Raw genomic sequence first — 16,302 nt, 5'->3', positions numbered from 1 at the left:
GCCGATGCCTCACCAATGCCGCGTCACGCCCAGCCGCACGTTCAGCGGGCGCAGCGGGGTCAGCTGCTCGCGCAGCCCCAGCGTGAACGGGTTGCCGAACGCGAACTGGTTCGCGCGCCGGTCGGTCAGGTTGTTGGCCGCAAGCGTCAGCGTCGTCGCGCCGATCCGCGCCTCGGCGGTCAGCCCCGCGACCCAGTAATCGCCCTGCGCGATGTCGAGGAAGTCGCCCGTCCCCAGCACCGATCGCCCGACATAATCGATCGAGATGCCGACACGCGGCGCCACGCGCCCGACCGCCCAGCCATAGGACAGGCCGCCGTGCATCGACTGGGCCGGCGTCTCGGGCAGGCGGCCGTTGCTGCGCTTCGACAGCGTGGCGATCGGCCCCGTCACCTCGTTGTCGGTGAACAGGAACGACGCCTCGATGCGCAGCCCGCGCATCGGCACCCAGTCGATATTGCCCTCCACCGCCTCGATCCGGGCATCGCCGATATTGTCGGTATAGGGCTGGCCGCGATCGGTGATGAGGTCGGCCTGGACGTTGTTCCACCGCGCGAACGAGACGCTTCCCGATGCGGCGAGCCCCGTCGGCCCGTTGCGCAGCTTGCGCAGCCCCGTTTCCCACACCTCGATCGAATCCGCCTTGAAGTCGGCGATCCGCCCCACCCCCTGCGCGACGGCCAGGCCGCCGGTGCGGTATCCGGTCTGGAACCGCGCAAACAGCGCCAGCGACCGGCCCAGCGCCCATGACGCCGCGATCGTCGGGTCGAACCGCGTCGTCTCGCGGCCCTTGACGAAGTCGTCCGCCTTGGGCCGGCTCGACGGGGTGCCGTCGGTCCGCGCCGAGGTCAGCCGCCCGCCCGCCGTCACCGACAGCCGCGGCATCAGCGCAAAAGTCGTCTCGCCGAACAGCGACGCCGCCTCGGTCACGTTGGTCACGCCCAGGATGTCGGCGCCCTTGTCGGGCACGCCGATACGCCGCGTCAGCGCGTCGCGGTCGCTCACCCAGGTAAAGCCCAGCACCCATGAACGCCCGTCGGCAAGCGATCGCGCCAGCCGCGTCTCCTGGCTGACCAGCAGCTTGTCGTGGCTGGCGCGGTAATAGGCGGGCTTGCCGGTATAGGGTGCAGGCGCGCGCGGCGACACGTCGAACTGCTCGTCCGAGGCATAGCCGACCACCCCCGTCGCGACGACCAGGCTCAGCCCGCTCGTCCATTCCTTGCTCGCCACCAGCCGGCCGATCAGCAACTCGTTATCGAAAGGCTGCGCGATGCGCGACCGGCGCGAAAGCCGTCCGTCGGGGCGGTCCGAATACTGGCCGTCGCGCGTGTCGATCCACTGGCCGATCGCGCTCGCCTCGATCCGCCAGCCGTCGCCGGGGGCCAGCCGCATCGCGATCCGTCCGCCCGCGGTGTCGCTGCGGTTGATGTCGGTCAGCTTGCGCGCGCGGTCGTCGATGAAGCCGCCCTCGCGGATGCGGTATCCCACCATGCGCACGCCCAGCGTGTCGGTGACGAGCGGCACGTTGACCACGCCCGCCATGTCGAAACCGGGCGATGCGCCCAGCGTCGCCGTCGCCCCCGCGCTCGCCCAGCCCGTCAGCCGGTCGAGCACGACCGGGTTCGAGGTCAGCCGGATCACCCCGCCGATCGCGCCCGATCCGTACAGCGTGCCCTGCGGCCCCTCCAGCACCTCGACGCTGCGCATGTCGTACAGCCGCAGCCCGGGTTCGGGGCCGGAATAATTGACCTGGACGTCGTCCAGATAGACGCTGGTGGGCGACTGGGTGCTGCCGTTGAAGCTGCTGTCGGCCACCCCGCGGATGAACACCTTGTTGCGGCCCAGCCCCAGTTGCGTGCTCTGCAGGATCGGCACGCGCCGCGTCGCGTCGCTCAACGTGCCGCCGGTCGCGGCGTCGGGGTCGCCCCCCGCCTCGGCCTCGACCACGGTCAGGCTGCCGGGATAGCGCAGCAACGGGATGCGCTGCTTGCTCGCGGTGACGACGATCTCGTCGCGCGCGCGCACGATGCCGTCGGGCGCGCGCACCGGACGGGCCGCCGCCCGCGCCGCCGCGCGCCGCACGCGCACCACGCGAAACCCGCCGCCCGCAATCGCCACCGCGCGATAGCCGCTGCCGTGCAGCAACCGCGCCAGCGCCGCGCGCACCGGCATCCGCCCCTCGACCGGCGCCGTGCGCACCAGGCGCAGCCCGCTCTCGGTGCTGACGATCTCGACGCCCGTCTGCCGCGCCAGCATCATCAGCGCCCCGTCGAGCGTTGCGGGCGGAATGATGATCGGCAGGCGTTGCGCCTTCCCCGTCGCCCGGCGCGCCGGATTGGCCGGCGTCGGATTCGGTGGCGCCGTCACGGTCGCGGCGCCGGGCGCGGGCAGGCCCGCCATGGCGTCGGTCGAGATGCTGTCAGCGGTTCGGGCGCCGGCGCGGCCCGGAAGGATCGTCGCGGCGGCGACGAGGATCAGCGCGGCGTTACTGCCGATCCGGCTCGCCGTCCGACAAAATCCACCGTCTACCATCACGCCGCCACGTTGCCCCGATCAGTTCGGCCAGATGCGGTACGTCCCGATCGGCGGCCCCCGAGAAGCGGACCATGCCGGTAAATGGCCGCGCGGACAAGCGGCCCTCGACCTTGACGGCGATCCCATATTGCCGGTGCAGCGTCCGCGCGACCTCGCGCACGGGCTGCCCGTCGAAACTGAACTGGTCGTTGCGCCACCCGCCGACCATCGCCGGCGCGACGCGGCTGCGCACCACATCCTGCCCGCCCGTGCGCGCCGCCAGCGCATCGCCCGGACGCAACGTCACCGCTGCGCCCTGCGGCTGGAACAGCACCGCGCCCTCGGCGACGGCCACCGCGATCCGGTCGCCGTCGCGCGCGACGTTGAACACCGTGCCCAGGTCGCGCAGCGTCACGCCGCCGCTGGTGATCGTGAACGGGCGTTCGGCGTCGTGGCGGACATGGAACACCGCCTCGCCATCCTCCAGCGCGGCGATCCGCTGGTCGCGGCGGTCGAGCGTCAGCCGCGTGCCCCCGCTCATCTCGATCCGCGTGCCGTCGGCCAGCGCCACCGTCCGCCGTTCGCCCGCGCGCGTCGTCACCGAATAGGGTTCGGCACCGCGCGGCAGCGCGCTCGGCAGCACCAGCGCAACGCTTGCGGCGACGGCCGCTGCGGCGCCCAGCCCGCCCGCCAGCGCCCAGCGGCGACCGGCCGGCCGGCCGCCGCGACGGCCCGGCATCGCGGCGGGCACCGCCGCGACGGCGGGATTGTCGTTGCCCGCGACCGGCATCGCGGCGGGAAAGCTTGCCGTCGCGATCGCGCGATCGGCCATCGCCACGCGATCATAGGCGTCGGCATGGTCGGGGTGCGCCGCGATCCAGTCGATGAACGCCGCCCACACGGCGTCGTCCGCCTCGGCCAGACGGATGTGCCAGGCGATCGCCGTCTCGACGACATTGGCCCGATCAGCGTGCACTGTCAGCAACCCCTTTCATTGTCCTGACGACGCCCGTCGGGCAAATCCCCAGCACTTTGGTCCAGCCGATCACGAATTTTCTTATAGGCGCGCTGCAGCAGCTTCTCGACGCCGCTCACGCTGATCCCCAGCTCCTCGGCGATCGCGCGCTGCGGCTGCGCCTCCAGCCGGAACCGGCGCAGCGCGATCGCCATGCGCTCGGGCATCTCGGCGATCTCCGCCGTCACCGCCGCCAGCTCGTCGCGCGCGACTAGGCTGCGTTCGGCATCGGGGATCTCGGCGGCCTCGGGCTGGTGGTCGAGCCACAGCGCATCGCGCGCCGCGCGCCGCGTCGCCGCGATCCGCCGGTCGGTCGCCAGGTTGGCGGCGACGCGGAACAGAAAGGCCGCGGGCTGCGCGACCGGCCGCTCGGCAAGCTGGTCGATGCGCAGCCACATGTCCTGCAACGCGTCCTCGGCTTCCTCGCGGCTGCCCAGGCGCGCGACGAGCAGCCGCAACAGCATCGGCCGCTGCGCCAGGAAAACCGCCTTCAGCCCCGCTTCGGTCACGGCTCGCGTCGTCCTCTCGGGCGGATCAGGCCGGAAAGGCCAGGCCCGCCGCCGCAGCCATGCGGTCGATCGGCATCGCGTGCAAGGCCCGGGCCTCGCGCACGCGCGCCGCGGCGATCGTGTCGCCCGTGCGCTGCCCGGCGCCCGGGTGGCACATCACCAGGTGCATCGGCCCGGGTCGCTTCAGGAAATGCGGGAACAGCGCGGCATAGTCGCCGGCAAAGCCGTAATGCCCGGCAAAGCCCCGGTTGGTGCGCAGCGCCAGCGCGTCGGCCGCCGCGCGCAGCCCGCGGCAATGCCAGGCGCTGCCGATCGCCTTGCCGGCAAAGGGCCGCGCGAGCATCGCCGCCACGCGCTCGCTGCAATCGCGCACCCACGCCCCCGGCGCGCGCGCCGCGGTCTCGGCCAGCACCACGTCGCGTATGCCCGGCAGCGCGTGCGAATGCTGGTGGCCGTCGACGAAATCGGGCGGACGGCGCAGCGCGGCGGCAAACGCCTCGAACTGCGCCGCGACCTCGACGCCCACCTCGTCCAGCGGCACCTGCCACCGGCCCGCGCGCCGCGTCAGCGGGTCGATGTCGGGCATCGTCCCGCGCGGTGCGAAGCGCGGCATCGCGGTGATCGGCGGCTCGCCGGTCAGCGTCAGGTGCAGCCCGATCGCGACATGGTCGGGCACGCGCGCCAGCAGCCGGCTGTCGGCGCGCCACCCCGGCATCACCGTCATGCAGCTGATCGCGTTGATCTTGCCTGTCTCGGCCAGCCCGACGATCGTTTCGCTGATCTCGGGCGAATAGGCGAAATCGTCAGCGCACAGAATGAGACGGGACAAGCACGGGCCCTTCGATATGTTGATATTGCCGCTCGCGGATGCGGTGGCTCGACAGGCGGCGGCGCGACAGCCGCTTCGCCAGGAAACGATAGAAGAACCAGTCGCCCGCGACCGGCGCCGCGGCCGAATAGAGCAGCCGTTCGAACAGCGTCCAGCGGATCGAATCGCGGTCGCGCTCGCGCAGCGACGGCACGCACCACATCGCCTCCGAATAGCCCATGGTGCCGCGGCGCATCATCCGGTGGATGATCTCGTGATCCTCCAGCACATAGTTCCAGCGGCTGCGGTCGAACCCGCCGACGGCGCGCAGCGTCTGCGTGCAGAACGCCTGGCCCGCGCCGCCGGCATGGCACTGGCGCGGCAACAGCCGCGTCGCCGTCAGGAACCGGCGCGCCTCGGCGGCATGGGCGATCCGGCCCATCGCGGGCGGCACGAAATAGGCGCCGGCGACGACCGTGCCGGGGCGTTCGAGGATCGCCTGCGCGGCTTCCAGGTAATGCGGCGGGTAAATGGTGTCGGCGTCGCATGTCGCGACCCAGCGCGAGCGGACCCAGCCCAGCCCCGCCCGCAACGCGGCGACCTTGCCCGGCGTGCCTTCGGTCATCAGCAGATGGTCGATCCGGTGCGCACGGCATGCCGCCGCAGCCACGGCGGCGCTGTCGTCGGTCGAACCGTTGTCGACCAGGATCAGCGTGAACGGCAGCGTCTGCTTGGCCAGGCTCGCGATCGTGTCGGCCAGATAGTCGCGCTCGTTGAAGAACGGGATCATCACCGTCCAGTCGGACGACGCCCGCCGGTGCCCGCGGCCGAATCGATCCTGTGCAAGGTCCAGATACATTTACTCGCGCCCTGTGCTTCGAACCGGGCGGGCGGATTTCGGGTGCGACCGATGCGTTGCCGGCGCACGCGCCTGCCCCATGGCGCGTGCGCGGCGCTGGCCGCGACCAGACTTCCCCCACCCGATATCAAGGACGACGCAGCGTCGGCGGACCCGCACGGGCGCGCGCAAAAAAATTTCAGTGGCGGGGGTTTATCGGCCGACGCTCACGCGCCGCGCGGCGCGCGCATGCGCCGGCTGCGGCCAGGAATCGGCGCATGGACAAACGGGGTCGAAAATTTCCGTCGAACGGCGGCAATGCACCGCGCAACCGCGGGCCTTGCCACGTCAACGACCGGATCTGGCGGGAAATTGCGGCGTTTGCCACCGCATTGAAAGCCAAATGGTCGGGGAGAGAGGATTCGAACCTCCGGCCCCTGCGTCCCGAACACAGTGCTCTACCAGGCTGAGCTACTCCCCGACGGAGGCCGGTCCTTCACGCCTTCGGGGGCAGACCGGTTTAGCTTGGAGGCGCGCCTATAAGGGGCGTTCCGGGCGGGCGTCAAGCGTTTGTGATGCCAAAATCATCCCTCTCCCGATTTTTTTCCGCGCCGCCGCCGCACGGCGCGGTTTTCCGCCCTTTTCGACGGCCTTTTTCGCGGGCGTCAGATCGCGCGCGAATGCCGCGCCGGCCCCTGCCCCAGATACTCGTCGAACGCCGCCGCCACCGCGCGCACCAGCGGCCGCGCCGCATCGTCGACCTCGACCACGGTGCCCTTCACCCGCGCCAGCCCGTCGGCGACCAGCTCGCCCAGCCCCTGCGCGTGCGCCAGAAGCGCCTGCGCATCGGCGCCATAGGATCCGCAGATCTGGGCCAGGTCGGCGCGATAATCGCACATGATCCGCTCGATGATCGTCGCGCGCAGCCGGTCCTCGCCGGCAAAGGCGCGCGCCTTGGCGATCGCCGTCCCGTCGGCATCGACCCGCCGCTGATAATCGCCGATCAGCGTCGCGTTCTGCACATAGCCCTGCGGCAGCCGCCCGATCGACGACGCGCCCAGCCCGATCAGCGTCGTGCACGCATCGGTGGTATAGCCCTGGAAATTGCGGTGCAGCCGGTGTTCGGCATCGGCGCGCGCCAGCTCGTCGTCGGGCCGCGCATAATGGTCGAGCCCGATGCGGACATAACCCGCCGCCTGCAACTGCTCGGCGATCGCCTCGGCCTGCTCGTGCCGCGCGCGGCCGTCGGGCAGCGCGGCGGTATCGATCTTGCGCTGGTGCTGCTTGAAATTGGGGACATGGGCATAGCCGAACACGGCGAAGCGGTCGGGCGCGAGTTCCAGCGCCTGCGCCACCGTCTCGCGGCACGACTCGACCGTCTGGAACGGCAGGCCATAGATCAGGTCGAAATTGACGCCCGCGACGCCTGCGCGGCGCAGCCCGTTCGCGGCCGCCGCCGTCTGCTCGAAGCTCTGGACGCGGTTGATCGCCTGCTGGACCTTGGGGTCGAAGCTCTGGACGCCCAGGCTGGCGCGCGTGACGCCGGCGGTGCCCAGCGCCTCGATCATCGCGGTGTCGAGCGTGCGCGGATCGAGCTCGATCGCCACCTCGGCATCGGGGCCCAGGTCGAACGCGCGGCGCAATTGCGCCATCAGCGCGCTGAACGCCTCGGGCGGCATCAGGCTGGGCGTGCCGCCGCCGAAATGCAGGTGCCGGGCGGGCACGCGCGCGCCGATCGCCTGCGAAACCCAGTCGATCTCGGCGCCCAGCGCGTCGAGATAGCGCATCACCGGCGTGTCGCGCGCGGTGATCGTCGTGTGGCACCCGCAATACCAGCACATCGACCGGCAGAAGGGCACATGGACATAGACCGATACGGCCTCGTCGCGCGGCAGCGCGGCCAGCCAGCCGGCATAGTCCGCAGGCGTCACCCCGGGGGCGAAATGCGGGGCGGTGGGATAGCTGGTGTAGCGCGGCAGCGGGCGGTCCGCATAACGCGCAACGATCTCGGGCTTCACGTCCAGGCTCCTGATACGGATCGGCAGTCAACCTTCCCCTAGCCGCTCGCGCCATGATCGGCGCTTGGGGAGGCCCCGATTGTGGAAATTACGGATGGGCGCCCGCGCCGCCCGCACCGGTTCACGCCCGCCGCGCGTCAGAACGCGATGCGCTGGCCGTCCCATGCGAACAGCCCGCCGCTGTCCGCCGGGGTCAGCGCCCCGATCACGCGCAACAGATGCGCCGCCGCCGTTGCGGGCGTGAACAGCCGCTCGGGCGGCACGCGCCCGCGGAACGGCGCCGACAGCCCGGTCGCGACGGTGCCGGGGTGCAGCGCGGCCACCACCGCCTCGGGGTGCGTCCGCGCGGTCTCGATCGCCAGGTTGCGCACCACCATGTTCAGCGCGGCCTTCGACGCGCGATAGGCATGCCAGCCGCCCAGCCGGTTGTCGGCGATCGACCCCACCCGCGCCGAAAGCACCGCGAACACCGTCCTTCCCCGACGGGGCAGCAGCGGCAGCACATGCTTGGCGATCAGCGCAGGGCCGATCGTGTTGATCGCAAAGGCACGGGCATAGGCGTCGGCCGACTGCATCCGCAGCGACTTTTCGGGCGCCATTCCCGCCGCATGGAGCAGCCCCGTCGCGACGATCACCAGCCGCGGCGGCGATGCGGCGAGCCGCTCTGCCGCCGCCGCGATCGTCGCCTCGTCCTCCAGGTCAAAGGCAAAGCCGTGCACGCATCCGGCATCGGCGGGCGCCGTCCGCGCCCCCGCATCGATCCGCGCGATCCCCGGCATCGCCGCCAGCGCGTCGACCAGCGCCCCGCCAATGCCGCCGCCCGCGCCAAAGACGCACGCACCGGCGGACGGGGGAAAGCCGATCTCCATCGCCCGGTCATCGCGCACCGGCGTCGCCGACGCCAGATGGCCCAAGGCCCAGTCGCCGCTCTTCGTCCCGGCTGCCGCCGATCAGCGGCGCGGCTCGACTCGCGCAAAGGTCGCGGCAGTACGGCCATAGACGCCGCCCGGCGTCACCGGCCGCGCCAGCGCCGCCACCTCGCCCGGCAACGGCGCCAGCGCGTCGATCAGCGCGCGCACGCTTGCGATCCGGGGGACGCTGATCCGGTAAAAGACCTGCTTGGCGTCGCGCCGCGTCTCGACCAGGTCGGCCTTGCGCAGCACCGCAAGCTGTTGCGACAGCGCGGGCTGGCCCACCCCCGTCGCCGCCTCGATCTCGCCCACCGATCGCTCGCCGCCGATCAGCGCGTGGAGCAGCGCCAGCCGCGTCGCATGCGCAATCGCGCGCAGCACCTCGGCCTCCGCCTCGAAATCCTGGGCGGCGCGGCTCGCCATCACGCATCCCCCCGGTCGGCGACGCGGCGATAGAACCAGTCGGTCGCGCCCTGGGCGCCCAGCACGTCGGCGGCATCCTGCGGCGGCATCGCGAGCAGGTCGCCGCCCGGTTGCCAGCCTTCGGGCGCCAGCAGGTCGCCGCCCGCGACGCGCTGGAGCGCCGCGACGATCCGCAGCATCTCGTCGACCGAGCGGCCGATCGTCGCGGGATAGAAGGTCGAGGCGCGCAGGATTCCCTGCGGATCGAGGAAATAGGTCGCGCGCACTGCCGATGCGTCGGCGGCGTCGGGCGGCACCATGCCATAGGCGCGCGCGATCTCCAGCGTCGGGTCTTCCAGGATCGGGAAGTCGATCGTGACGCCGTGCGAATCGCGGATCATCCGCAGCCAGGCGAAGTGCGAGAACAGGCTGTCGACCGACAGCGCCAGCCGCGCACAGCCCAGCGCCTCGAATCGCGGCGCCGCGTGCGCGATCGCCATGAACTCGCTCGTGCACACCGGCGTGAAATCGGCCGGGTGCGAGAACAGCACCAGCCAGCGCCCCCGATAATCGGAGAGCGAGATCATGCCCTGCGTGCTGCGCGCGGTAAAATTGGGCGCCTCTTCGCCGATCGCGATCGGCGCGGGCGAAGGGCTATCGTGCGACTGCATCGGCATCACCAACCCTCCTCGCCCCAAAAACGGTCCGTTATCAAAATTTTACCCGGCCCATCCGGTAATATACATAGATGCAGAAAGCGAATAATCAATCGCATCGGGCGCATTCACCTGCCGCCCGTCGGCGCCCGCGTCCATGATCCAGCGCAAGGCGGCGCCTTCGGGTCCGGGGGAAACAGGCCGCTGCTTCGGCGGCCTGGGTGGAGGCCGTCCGGGCAATCAGGCGGGCTGGCGCGCGGTGGCGCGACGGCCTGCGGCGCCGGCCTGCTGGAACACCGCTCCGGCGGCCGGCGTCCATATCCAGGGTCCGCGACCGCATTCGGGGGAATGCGCGCCGCGGGAAACCAGGGGGTGGCGCGGATCACGGGGCTGAATCGCGCCGCGCCACCCGCACCGCCGGGCGCCTGCCGCCCGGCGACGCGTCGTTCAGGCGCAACCCCTCACTTCTCGTCGGTTGCGCCGATCTCGTGCCACAGCCCGTTGAGCACCGCGAAGGCGACGGCCAGGCCAAGTCCCAGAACCCAGGCGAAATACCACATCGAAAATCTCCCGTCGGAAACCGCGTGCGCGGTCAATAGAAGTCGGGGTTGGTCCGCACGTCGTTCAGCGTCACGCGGCCGAACATCACCTTGAACGCCCAGGCCGTGTAGAGCAGCACGAGCGGCAGGAAGATGAAGGTGACGATCAGCATCACGAACAGCGTCAGGTGGCTCGACGAGGCGTTCCACACCGTCAGGCTCGAATGCGCGTCGATCGTGCTCGGCAGGATGAAGGGGAACATCGACGCGCCGACGCTCGCGATGATCCCGATCGTCGCCAGGCTCGAACCCGTGAACACCAGCGCGCCGCGCCGCCGGCTGATCCCGGCAAAGGCGATCACCGGGCCGACAAAGCCGGCGATCGGCGCCGCCCACAGCCACGGATAGGCGGCGTAATTGGCCAGCCAGCCGCCCGCGGCCGCGACGCTCGTGGTATCAAGCGGGTTCGACGGCGCCGATGCGCCCGCCGACGCGTCGATGTGGAAGCCCAGCCCGCCCCAGGCGAGCATCGCATAGCCCGCGGCATAGAGCAGCACCGCCAGCACCGCCGCCACGCGGCCATAGGCCTGCGCGCGCGCCTGCACCGGGCCGTCCTCGATCTTGAGCGACAGCCAGCCCGCGCCGTGCAGCACCAGCATCGCGACCGAAAGCAGCCCCGCGATCAGCGTGAACGGCGTGAACAGCCCCAGCAGCGTGCCCGCATAATGCAGCCGCAGGTCGCTGTCGAAACGGAAGGGCGCGCCGCTCAGCACGTTGCCCACCGCGACGCCGAACACCAGCGCCGGCACGAAGCCGCCGACGAACAGCGCCCAGTCCCAGCCCGTGCGCCACGCCTTGCCCGGGCGCTTCGAACGGTATTTGAACCCGACCGGGCGCAGGATCAGCGCCGAAAGCACCAGGAACATCGCCAGGTAAAAGCCCGAAAAGGCAACGGCATAGACAAAGGGCCACGCGGCAAAGATCGCGCCCGCGCCCAGGATCAGCCACACCTGGTTGCCTTCCCAGGTCGGGCCGATCGCGTTGATGACCATGCGCCGTTCTTCGTCGTTGCGCGCGACGAAGGGCAGCAGCGCGGCGCTGCCCAGGTCGAAGCCGTCGGTGAGCGCAAAGCCGATCAGCAGCACGCCCATCAGCGCCCACCAGATCAGGCGCAGAATGTCATAATCGAGGGGAATTGCCATTGTCCTTGCCTCCTCATTCGGCCGCGATCGGCGCATAGCCGCTCGACGCGGGCGCCGGGGCGGTCGCCGCTTCCAGCGGCTCGGGGCCCTTGCGGATCGATTCGATCATCAGCCGCACTTCGATCACCGCCAGCGTGCCATAGAGCAGCGTGAAGCCCGCGATCGTTGTCCACAGTTGCGGGACGGTCAGGTCCGACGTGCCCAGGAACGTCGGCAGCACGCCGTCGATCGCCCAGGGCTGGCGGCCGATTTCCGCCAGGATCCAGCCGAACTCGGCCGCCATCCACGGCAGCGGGATGATCCACACCGCCGCGCGCAGGAACCAGCGACGGTCGAACCGGCGCCGCGTCGCCAGCACAAAGGCGGTCGCGAAAAAGGCGATGAAGAAGAAGCCCAGCCCCGCCATCGCGCGGAACACCCAGAACATCGCCGGCACGTTCGGCACGGTCGACCAGGCCGCCTGGTCGATCAGTTGCGCATTCGCCCGGCGGGGATCGTCGACGAAGCGCTTGAGCAGCAGGCCATAGCCCAGATTGCCGCGATTTTCCTCGAACTGCGCCCGGGCCGCTCCGTCGTTGCGGTTGACCTTCAGCCGCTCGACCGCGTCATAGGCCAGGATGCCGCTGCGCACGCGCGCCCGCGCCTGGTCGACCAGTTCATAGATGCCGGTCACCTCGCCGGTCAGGCTGCGCGTCGCGATCAGGCCCAGCAGGTGCGGGATCTTGATCTCATAGGCGGTCTCGCGCGTCGCGTTGCTCGGCAGGCCGAATGCGGCAAAGCCGGCCGGTGCGGGCTCGGTGTGCCACATCGCCTCGATCGCGGCGAGCTTCATCTTCTGGTTGTCGCTCAGCGCATAGCCGCTCTCGTCGCCCAGCACGACGGCCGAAAGCGACGCGGCCAGCCCGAACGCCGCCGCCACGGTGAACGAACGGCGCGCGACCGGCTGCCAGCGCCCGCGCAGCAGGAACAGCGACGAAACGCCCAGCACGAACACCGCGGCGGTCACATAGCCCGCGCTCACCGTGTGGACGAACTTGGCCTGCGCCACCGGGTTGAACAGCACCGCCATGAAGTCGGAGACTTCCATGCGCATCGTCGACGGGTTGAACACCGCGCCGGCGGGATGCTGCATCCAGCCGTTCGCGACCAGGATCCACAGCGCCGACAGGTTCGAACCCAGCGCGACCATGAAGGTCACGCCCAGATGCGCCCGCTTCGACATACGGTCCCAGCCAAAGAACATCAGGCCGACGAACGTCGCCTCGAGGAAGAAGGCCATCAGGCCCTCGATCGCCAGCGGCGCCCCGAAAATGTCGCCGACATAGTGCGAATAATAGGCCCAGTTCGTGCCGAACTGGAATTCCATCGTCAGGCCCGTCGCCACGCCGAGCACGAAGTTGATGCCGAACAGCTTGGCCCAGAACCGGGTCACCTGCCGCCACACCGGGCGGTCGGTCATCACATAGATGCTCTCGAAAATGACGAGCATGAACGAAAGCCCCAGCGTCAGGGGCACGAACAGAAAATGGTAGAGAGCTGTTAGCGCGAACTGCAGCCGCGACAGCTCGATCACCGCCATGTCCATGGCTTCACGTCCTTCAGAAACGGCGGGACTCCCGCCGGGCTGAGGGTATGATTACGCCTTATGTGAAATTCAGTAAATGTGACATTTTGTCCCAGGGTTTCCCCTTAGTGCGCGGCGTCACCCCCGGCGGGCGCCGGAAAGCCCGGGGCGGCGGGCGGCACCGCGGCGTTGCGCCACCGCTCGACCGGCTCCGCCACCGCGCTGCCGTCGGCCAGGCGCCGCCGCCGGATCAGCGTCGCGATCTGCTGGCGCGTGCTGCCGATCGTCACGCGCGTGCGCACCCAATAGCGGTCGGACCGGAAATCGGCGCCGCTCGGCATCGTCACGCTCATCCGCGACAGGTCGTCGGGGGTCAGATAGCCGCGCTGGTCGCGAATCGCGATCAGCCGCGCCACCGTCGCCGGGTCGCGGAACAACAGCGCCATCACCTCGGCGCTCGCGCTGTTGAGGTTGATCGTCGTCGTCCCCGGCAGCGCGGTGACGAGCCGTTCGAGCCGCGCGGCGACCCTGGCATCGACCCCCATGGTGCGCAGCGGCGTCAGGTCGGTCAGCGGGCCGTTCAGCCGCACATACTGGATCGCCGCGACCATCTGTTCCTGCGTCAGCCCCACCTCGCGCGCGATCGCCAGGAACTGGATGCTCGCGCCCACGTCGCCGCTGCGCACGCCGTTGATGTTGAACCGGTCCTGCGCGTCGGCGATCGCCAGTTCGAACCGCCCGCCCTCGATCGGCGCGCCGCGCTCGGCCAGCCTGCCCCACGCCTCGCCCGCATAGTCGCTCTCGGGCGCGGTCTCGGCGTCGCGGCGCAGCGCGACCAGCGCCGAAAGTTCGCCGCCGCGCGCCACCGCCAGCGCGCGCGCCGCCTCGCGCGATCGCGTCGCCCGGTCGAGCGCCAGCTCCTCGCGATTGATTAGCAACAGCACCAGTCCCGCCGCGATCGCGACGTACATCAGCACGTTGATCAGAATCATTCCCTGCTCGTCGCGCGGCGGCCTCATGGCCGGGGCTCCTCCGCGCGGACGGGCAGCGTCACGACGCGGCGCAGCGTCCCCGTCCCGCCGCTGCCCAGCGCGACGCGCATCTCCACCGCCACGGCACGCGGCCAGCGATGCTTGCCCGCCTCGTCGCGCGGCCAATGGTCGCTCCAGCCATTGTCCCAATATCGCCATTGCGCGCCGCTCACCCCGGTCAGCACCGGCTGCGGCGCCGCCCCGACGCTGCGCACCAGCGCGCCGCCCGCCGTGGCATAGCGCACCGGCACTGCCACGCCGCCCATGCCGGGCGCGGCGCGCTGGAACGCGATCCCGGCCGCATTGCCCGTCAGGTCGCCGCCCGCGATCTGCTCCAGGTCGCTCGCGACGACGAACAGCCCGCGCTGCAGGTCGGCGACGCGGTCGAGCCGCGCCTCGGTGCGCTGCTGGACGTTCAGGATGCCGTCGACCAGCGCGAGGCCCGCCACCGCGATCAGCGCGAACAGCCCCAGCGAGACCATCAGCTCGATCAGCGTGAAGCCCGCCGCGTCGCCGGGCGGCCGGGTGCTCACGCGCCCGAACTCATCGCCACGGTCTCGTATCGGTCGGGCCGCGCGACCAGGATCGCCAGATCGCGCGCGACCGATCCGTCGGTACGGAACCGCACCGGGCCGGTGACGCACTGGAATCCCTTGGCGTCGAGCAGCCCCTCGGCGCTCAGCGTGCGCGCGTCGCGCAGCGTGTTGGCGATGCCCGCGGCGTCATAGGCAAGCGCCGCGATCATCCCCGGCTCGCCGCCGTTGCGCTCGGTGAACGCGCCGGCAAAGCGCGCGAATGCGCCCGGGTCGGGGCTGGCCAGCCACGCGCCCTCCAGCGCCTCGAGCGCCTGCGGCCGGTAATCGAGCCCCTGGAGCGTCCCCAGCACCTGCACCCCCGCCGCGCGCATCGTCCGCGCGATCGCCAACTCGGCCTCGCCGCTTCCGGGCAACAGCACCGCATCGGCCGGCTCGCCCGCCCCGGGCGCGGCCGCCGCCGGCGGCACGACCTTCACGGTCAGCCCCAGCTCGCCCTCCAGCTTGCCCGCCGCCAGCGCCGCCGCCGCGCTCCACGCGCTGCCGTCGTCGACCACCGTCACCGACCGCACGCCGCGGCTGCGCGCATAGCGCAGGATCGCGCTCGTCACCTGCCCCGCCGTGATGCCGAAGACATAGGTGCCCGGGCCGCGCAGCACCGCGTCGTTGGTAAAGGCGATCACCGGCACGCGCCCCGCCACGGTCGATGCGACCGCGGGCACCTCCTCGGCGCCCAGCGGCCCCAGGATCAGCGCAGGCCGCCGCTTCAGCGCCGCCGCGGCGGCCGCCGCCGCGCCCGCGGCGGTGCCGCCGGTGTCGAACGGCGCCAGATAGGCGGCGTTTTCCGCAAGCAACGCGGCCTGGCGCATGCTAAGCCCCAGCCCTGCCCGCGGGCCGGTCAGCGGCACCAGCAGGGCGACGGGCCGCGTGTCCTTGCGCTCGCCCGCGATCGATCGAGAGGGAAAGACGCCCGATGCCGCCGATGCGACCAGGCCCGTTTGCAGCAACCTCAGCAGGGACCGGCGGTCCATTGCCTTCTCCGGGATCTGGGGGTGATATGGCTCGCCGGCCTATTATCGTCTTTGCCGCCATCGGCATAGTGGCCTATGCCGTCGCGATGCTGGCAACGGCGCCCGCCGGCCTGCTGTTCCGCAACACGCCGCAACGCACCGGGGTGGCGGGCACGATCTGGGCGGGCGAGGCGGGGCTTGCCGGCGGGCTGCGGCTGGCGTGGCAGATGGCGCCGCTGCGCTCGCTCACCAGCCTCGGCTTCGCGGCCGACTGGAGCGCCAACGGCACCGGCACCGATCTGCGCGGCCGGATGCTCGTCCATCCCGGCGGGCGCGTCGTGCTCGACAAGGTGGCCGGCGCCGCCGACGGCACGCTGCTTCAGGCGCTTCAGCCCGATCTTCCCTTCACCTGCACGATGCCGATGCAGCTCGCGTTCGATCGGATCGCCGTCCATGGCGGCGAACGCGCGATCGTCGGCCGCGCCCAGACCGAACCGGGAAGCTGCCGCGCGCGCCGCGGCGGGGTCGACACCCCCGTCCCCGCGCTCGCGATCGAGGCCCAGCGGCTCGGCACGCACAGCCAGATCCGCGTCGTCCCCGCGACGCAACGGCGGCGCACGCTCGTCCGCTTCGATCTGGCCGGGGACGGACGGCTCGCGATCGAGGCGACACCCGACGGCGTGACGACGCTGCCGTTCCTCGGCCTGCCGCCCGGCGCGCGGATCGAGGCGGGCCTCTGACCCGTCCGCGCC

16 protein-coding genes and 1 tRNA gene are annotated in these 16,302 nt (G+C 71.1%); 1 reads left to right on the top strand and 16 read right to left on the bottom strand.

All coding sequences use genetic code 11. From position 1 onward, the window contains the following. Positions 1–9: 9 nt before the first annotated feature. The 16 genes from ACT3CF_RS04745 to ACT3CF_RS04670 form a co-directional block, all read right to left on the bottom strand. On the bottom strand, positions 10–2,532 hold the full coding sequence (locus tag ACT3CF_RS04745; RefSeq protein WP_478420754.1) for a TonB-dependent receptor: 2,523 nt from the start codon (positions 2,530–2,532) through the stop codon (positions 10–12). After that, positions 2,486–3,490: a FecR family protein gene (locus tag ACT3CF_RS04740; RefSeq protein ID WP_478420753.1), complete on the bottom strand. Its 1,005-nt coding sequence runs from the start codon at positions 3,488–3,490 to the stop codon at positions 2,486–2,488. Before ACT3CF_RS04740 ends, ACT3CF_RS04745 begins: the two co-directional genes overlap by 47 nt. Before the next feature lie 2 nt (positions 3,491–3,492). Beyond that, positions 3,493–4,038, bottom strand: a complete 546-nt coding sequence (locus ACT3CF_RS04735) for an RNA polymerase sigma factor (protein WP_478420751.1) — start codon at positions 4,036–4,038, stop codon at positions 3,493–3,495. 25 nt (positions 4,039–4,063) lie between these two features. Further along, on the bottom strand, positions 4,064–4,867 hold the full coding sequence (locus tag ACT3CF_RS04730; RefSeq protein WP_478420750.1) for a ChbG/HpnK family deacetylase: 804 nt from the start codon (positions 4,865–4,867) through the stop codon (positions 4,064–4,066). Continuing rightward, positions 4,842–5,705: a glycosyltransferase family 2 protein gene (locus ACT3CF_RS04725; RefSeq protein ID WP_478420749.1), complete on the bottom strand. Its 864-nt coding sequence runs from the start codon at positions 5,703–5,705 to the stop codon at positions 4,842–4,844. Before ACT3CF_RS04725 ends, ACT3CF_RS04730 begins: the two co-directional genes overlap by 26 nt. 383 nt (positions 5,706–6,088) lie before the next feature. Next, positions 6,089–6,165: transfer RNA gene (locus ACT3CF_RS04720), tRNA-Pro, on the bottom strand. Positions 6,166–6,349: 184 nt separating this feature from the next. After that, the gene (hemN, locus tag ACT3CF_RS04715; protein ID WP_478420747.1) at positions 6,350–7,702 is read right to left on the bottom strand and encodes an oxygen-independent coproporphyrinogen III oxidase; all 1,353 of its coding nucleotides are present in this window, start codon (positions 7,700–7,702) and stop codon (positions 6,350–6,352) included. 137 nt (positions 7,703–7,839) lie between these two features. Then, complete coding sequence (locus tag ACT3CF_RS04710) at positions 7,840–8,571, bottom strand: SDR family NAD(P)-dependent oxidoreductase (RefSeq protein ID WP_478421348.1); 732 nt, start codon at positions 8,569–8,571, stop codon at positions 7,840–7,842. Between the two features lie 81 nt (positions 8,572–8,652). Continuing rightward, on the bottom strand, positions 8,653–9,036 hold the full coding sequence (locus ACT3CF_RS04705; RefSeq protein WP_478420745.1) for an ArsR/SmtB family transcription factor: 384 nt from the start codon (positions 9,034–9,036) through the stop codon (positions 8,653–8,655). Continuing rightward, positions 9,036–9,686 (bottom strand): peroxiredoxin, encoded by a 651-nt coding sequence (locus tag ACT3CF_RS04700; RefSeq protein WP_478421347.1) that lies wholly within the window; start codon positions 9,684–9,686, stop codon positions 9,036–9,038. Before ACT3CF_RS04700 ends, ACT3CF_RS04705 begins: the two co-directional genes overlap by 1 nt. A gap of 446 nt (positions 9,687–10,132) precedes the next feature. Further along, positions 10,133–10,231 carry a cytochrome bd-I oxidase subunit CydX gene (cydX, locus tag ACT3CF_RS04695; protein ID WP_478420743.1) on the bottom strand — a complete coding sequence of 33 codons (99 nt, stop codon included), beginning with the start codon at positions 10,229–10,231 and terminating at the stop codon, positions 10,133–10,135. Between the two features lie 32 nt (positions 10,232–10,263). Next, positions 10,264–11,412, bottom strand: a complete 1,149-nt coding sequence (cydB, locus tag ACT3CF_RS04690; RefSeq protein WP_478420741.1) for a cytochrome d ubiquinol oxidase subunit II — start codon at positions 11,410–11,412, stop codon at positions 10,264–10,266. 13 nt (positions 11,413–11,425) lie between these two features. Next, on the bottom strand, positions 11,426–12,997 hold the full coding sequence (locus ACT3CF_RS04685; RefSeq protein ID WP_478420739.1) for a cytochrome ubiquinol oxidase subunit I: 1,572 nt from the start codon (positions 12,995–12,997) through the stop codon (positions 11,426–11,428). Positions 12,998–13,101: 104 nt separating this feature from the next. Then, entirely contained in the window at positions 13,102–13,968 is an 867-nt protein-coding gene (locus tag ACT3CF_RS04680) for a type II secretion system minor pseudopilin (RefSeq protein WP_478420738.1), read from the bottom strand. A gap of 23 nt (positions 13,969–13,991) precedes the next feature. Next, the gene (locus ACT3CF_RS04675) at positions 13,992–14,540 is read right to left on the bottom strand and encodes a type II secretion system protein GspJ (protein WP_478420736.1); all 549 of its coding nucleotides are present in this window, start codon (positions 14,538–14,540) and stop codon (positions 13,992–13,994) included. Beyond that, the gene (locus ACT3CF_RS04670) at positions 14,537–15,571 is read right to left on the bottom strand and encodes an ABC transporter substrate-binding protein (RefSeq protein ID WP_478420735.1); all 1,035 of its coding nucleotides are present in this window, start codon (positions 15,569–15,571) and stop codon (positions 14,537–14,539) included. Before ACT3CF_RS04670 ends, ACT3CF_RS04675 begins: the two co-directional genes overlap by 4 nt. Positions 15,572–15,597: 26 nt before the next feature. Here ACT3CF_RS04670 and ACT3CF_RS04665 point away from each other — a divergent pair, with 26 nt between their 5' ends. Beyond that, positions 15,598–16,290, top strand: a complete 693-nt coding sequence (locus ACT3CF_RS04665) for a hypothetical protein (protein WP_478420733.1) — start codon at positions 15,598–15,600, stop codon at positions 16,288–16,290. Positions 16,291–16,302 lie beyond the last annotated feature (12 nt).

This window comes from Sphingomonas chlorellae, from assembly GCF_056485145.1.
The sequence above is the reverse complement of the archived record's forward strand: the minus strand, read 5'-3'. Positions and strand labels throughout refer to the sequence as shown.

Bases quoted from the DNA above. Each gene is read 5' to 3' on its own strand.
- ACT3CF_RS04745 (WP_478420754.1), bottom strand. From the start codon at position 2,532: ATGGTAGACGGTGGATTTTGTCGGACGGCGAGCCGGATCGGCAGTAAC.
- ACT3CF_RS04700 (WP_478421347.1), bottom strand. From the start codon at position 9,686: ATGCAGTCGCACGATAGCCCTTCGCCCGCGCCGATCGCGATCGGCGAA.
- cydB (WP_478420741.1), bottom strand. From the start codon at position 11,412: ATGGCAATTCCCCTCGATTATGACATTCTGCGCCTGATCTGGTGGGCG.
- ACT3CF_RS04685 (WP_478420739.1), bottom strand. From the start codon at position 12,997: ATGGACATGGCGGTGATCGAGCTGTCGCGGCTGCAGTTCGCGCTAACA.
- cydX (WP_478420743.1), bottom strand. From the start codon at position 10,231: ATGTGGTATTTCGCCTGGGTTCTGGGACTTGGCCTGGCCGTCGCCTTC.
- ACT3CF_RS04670 (WP_478420735.1), bottom strand. From the start codon at position 15,571: ATGGACCGCCGGTCCCTGCTGAGGTTGCTGCAAACGGGCCTGGTCGCA.
- ACT3CF_RS04665 (WP_478420733.1), top strand. From the start codon at position 15,598: ATGGCTCGCCGGCCTATTATCGTCTTTGCCGCCATCGGCATAGTGGCC.
- ACT3CF_RS04725 (WP_478420749.1), bottom strand. From the start codon at position 5,705: ATGTATCTGGACCTTGCACAGGATCGATTCGGCCGCGGGCACCGGCGG.
- ACT3CF_RS04710 (WP_478421348.1), bottom strand. From the start codon at position 8,571: ATGGAGATCGGCTTTCCCCCGTCCGCCGGTGCGTGCGTCTTTGGCGCG.
- ACT3CF_RS04705 (WP_478420745.1), bottom strand. From the start codon at position 9,036: ATGGCGAGCCGCGCCGCCCAGGATTTCGAGGCGGAGGCCGAGGTGCTG.
- ACT3CF_RS04680 (WP_478420738.1), bottom strand. From the start codon at position 13,968: ATGATTCTGATCAACGTGCTGATGTACGTCGCGATCGCGGCGGGACTG.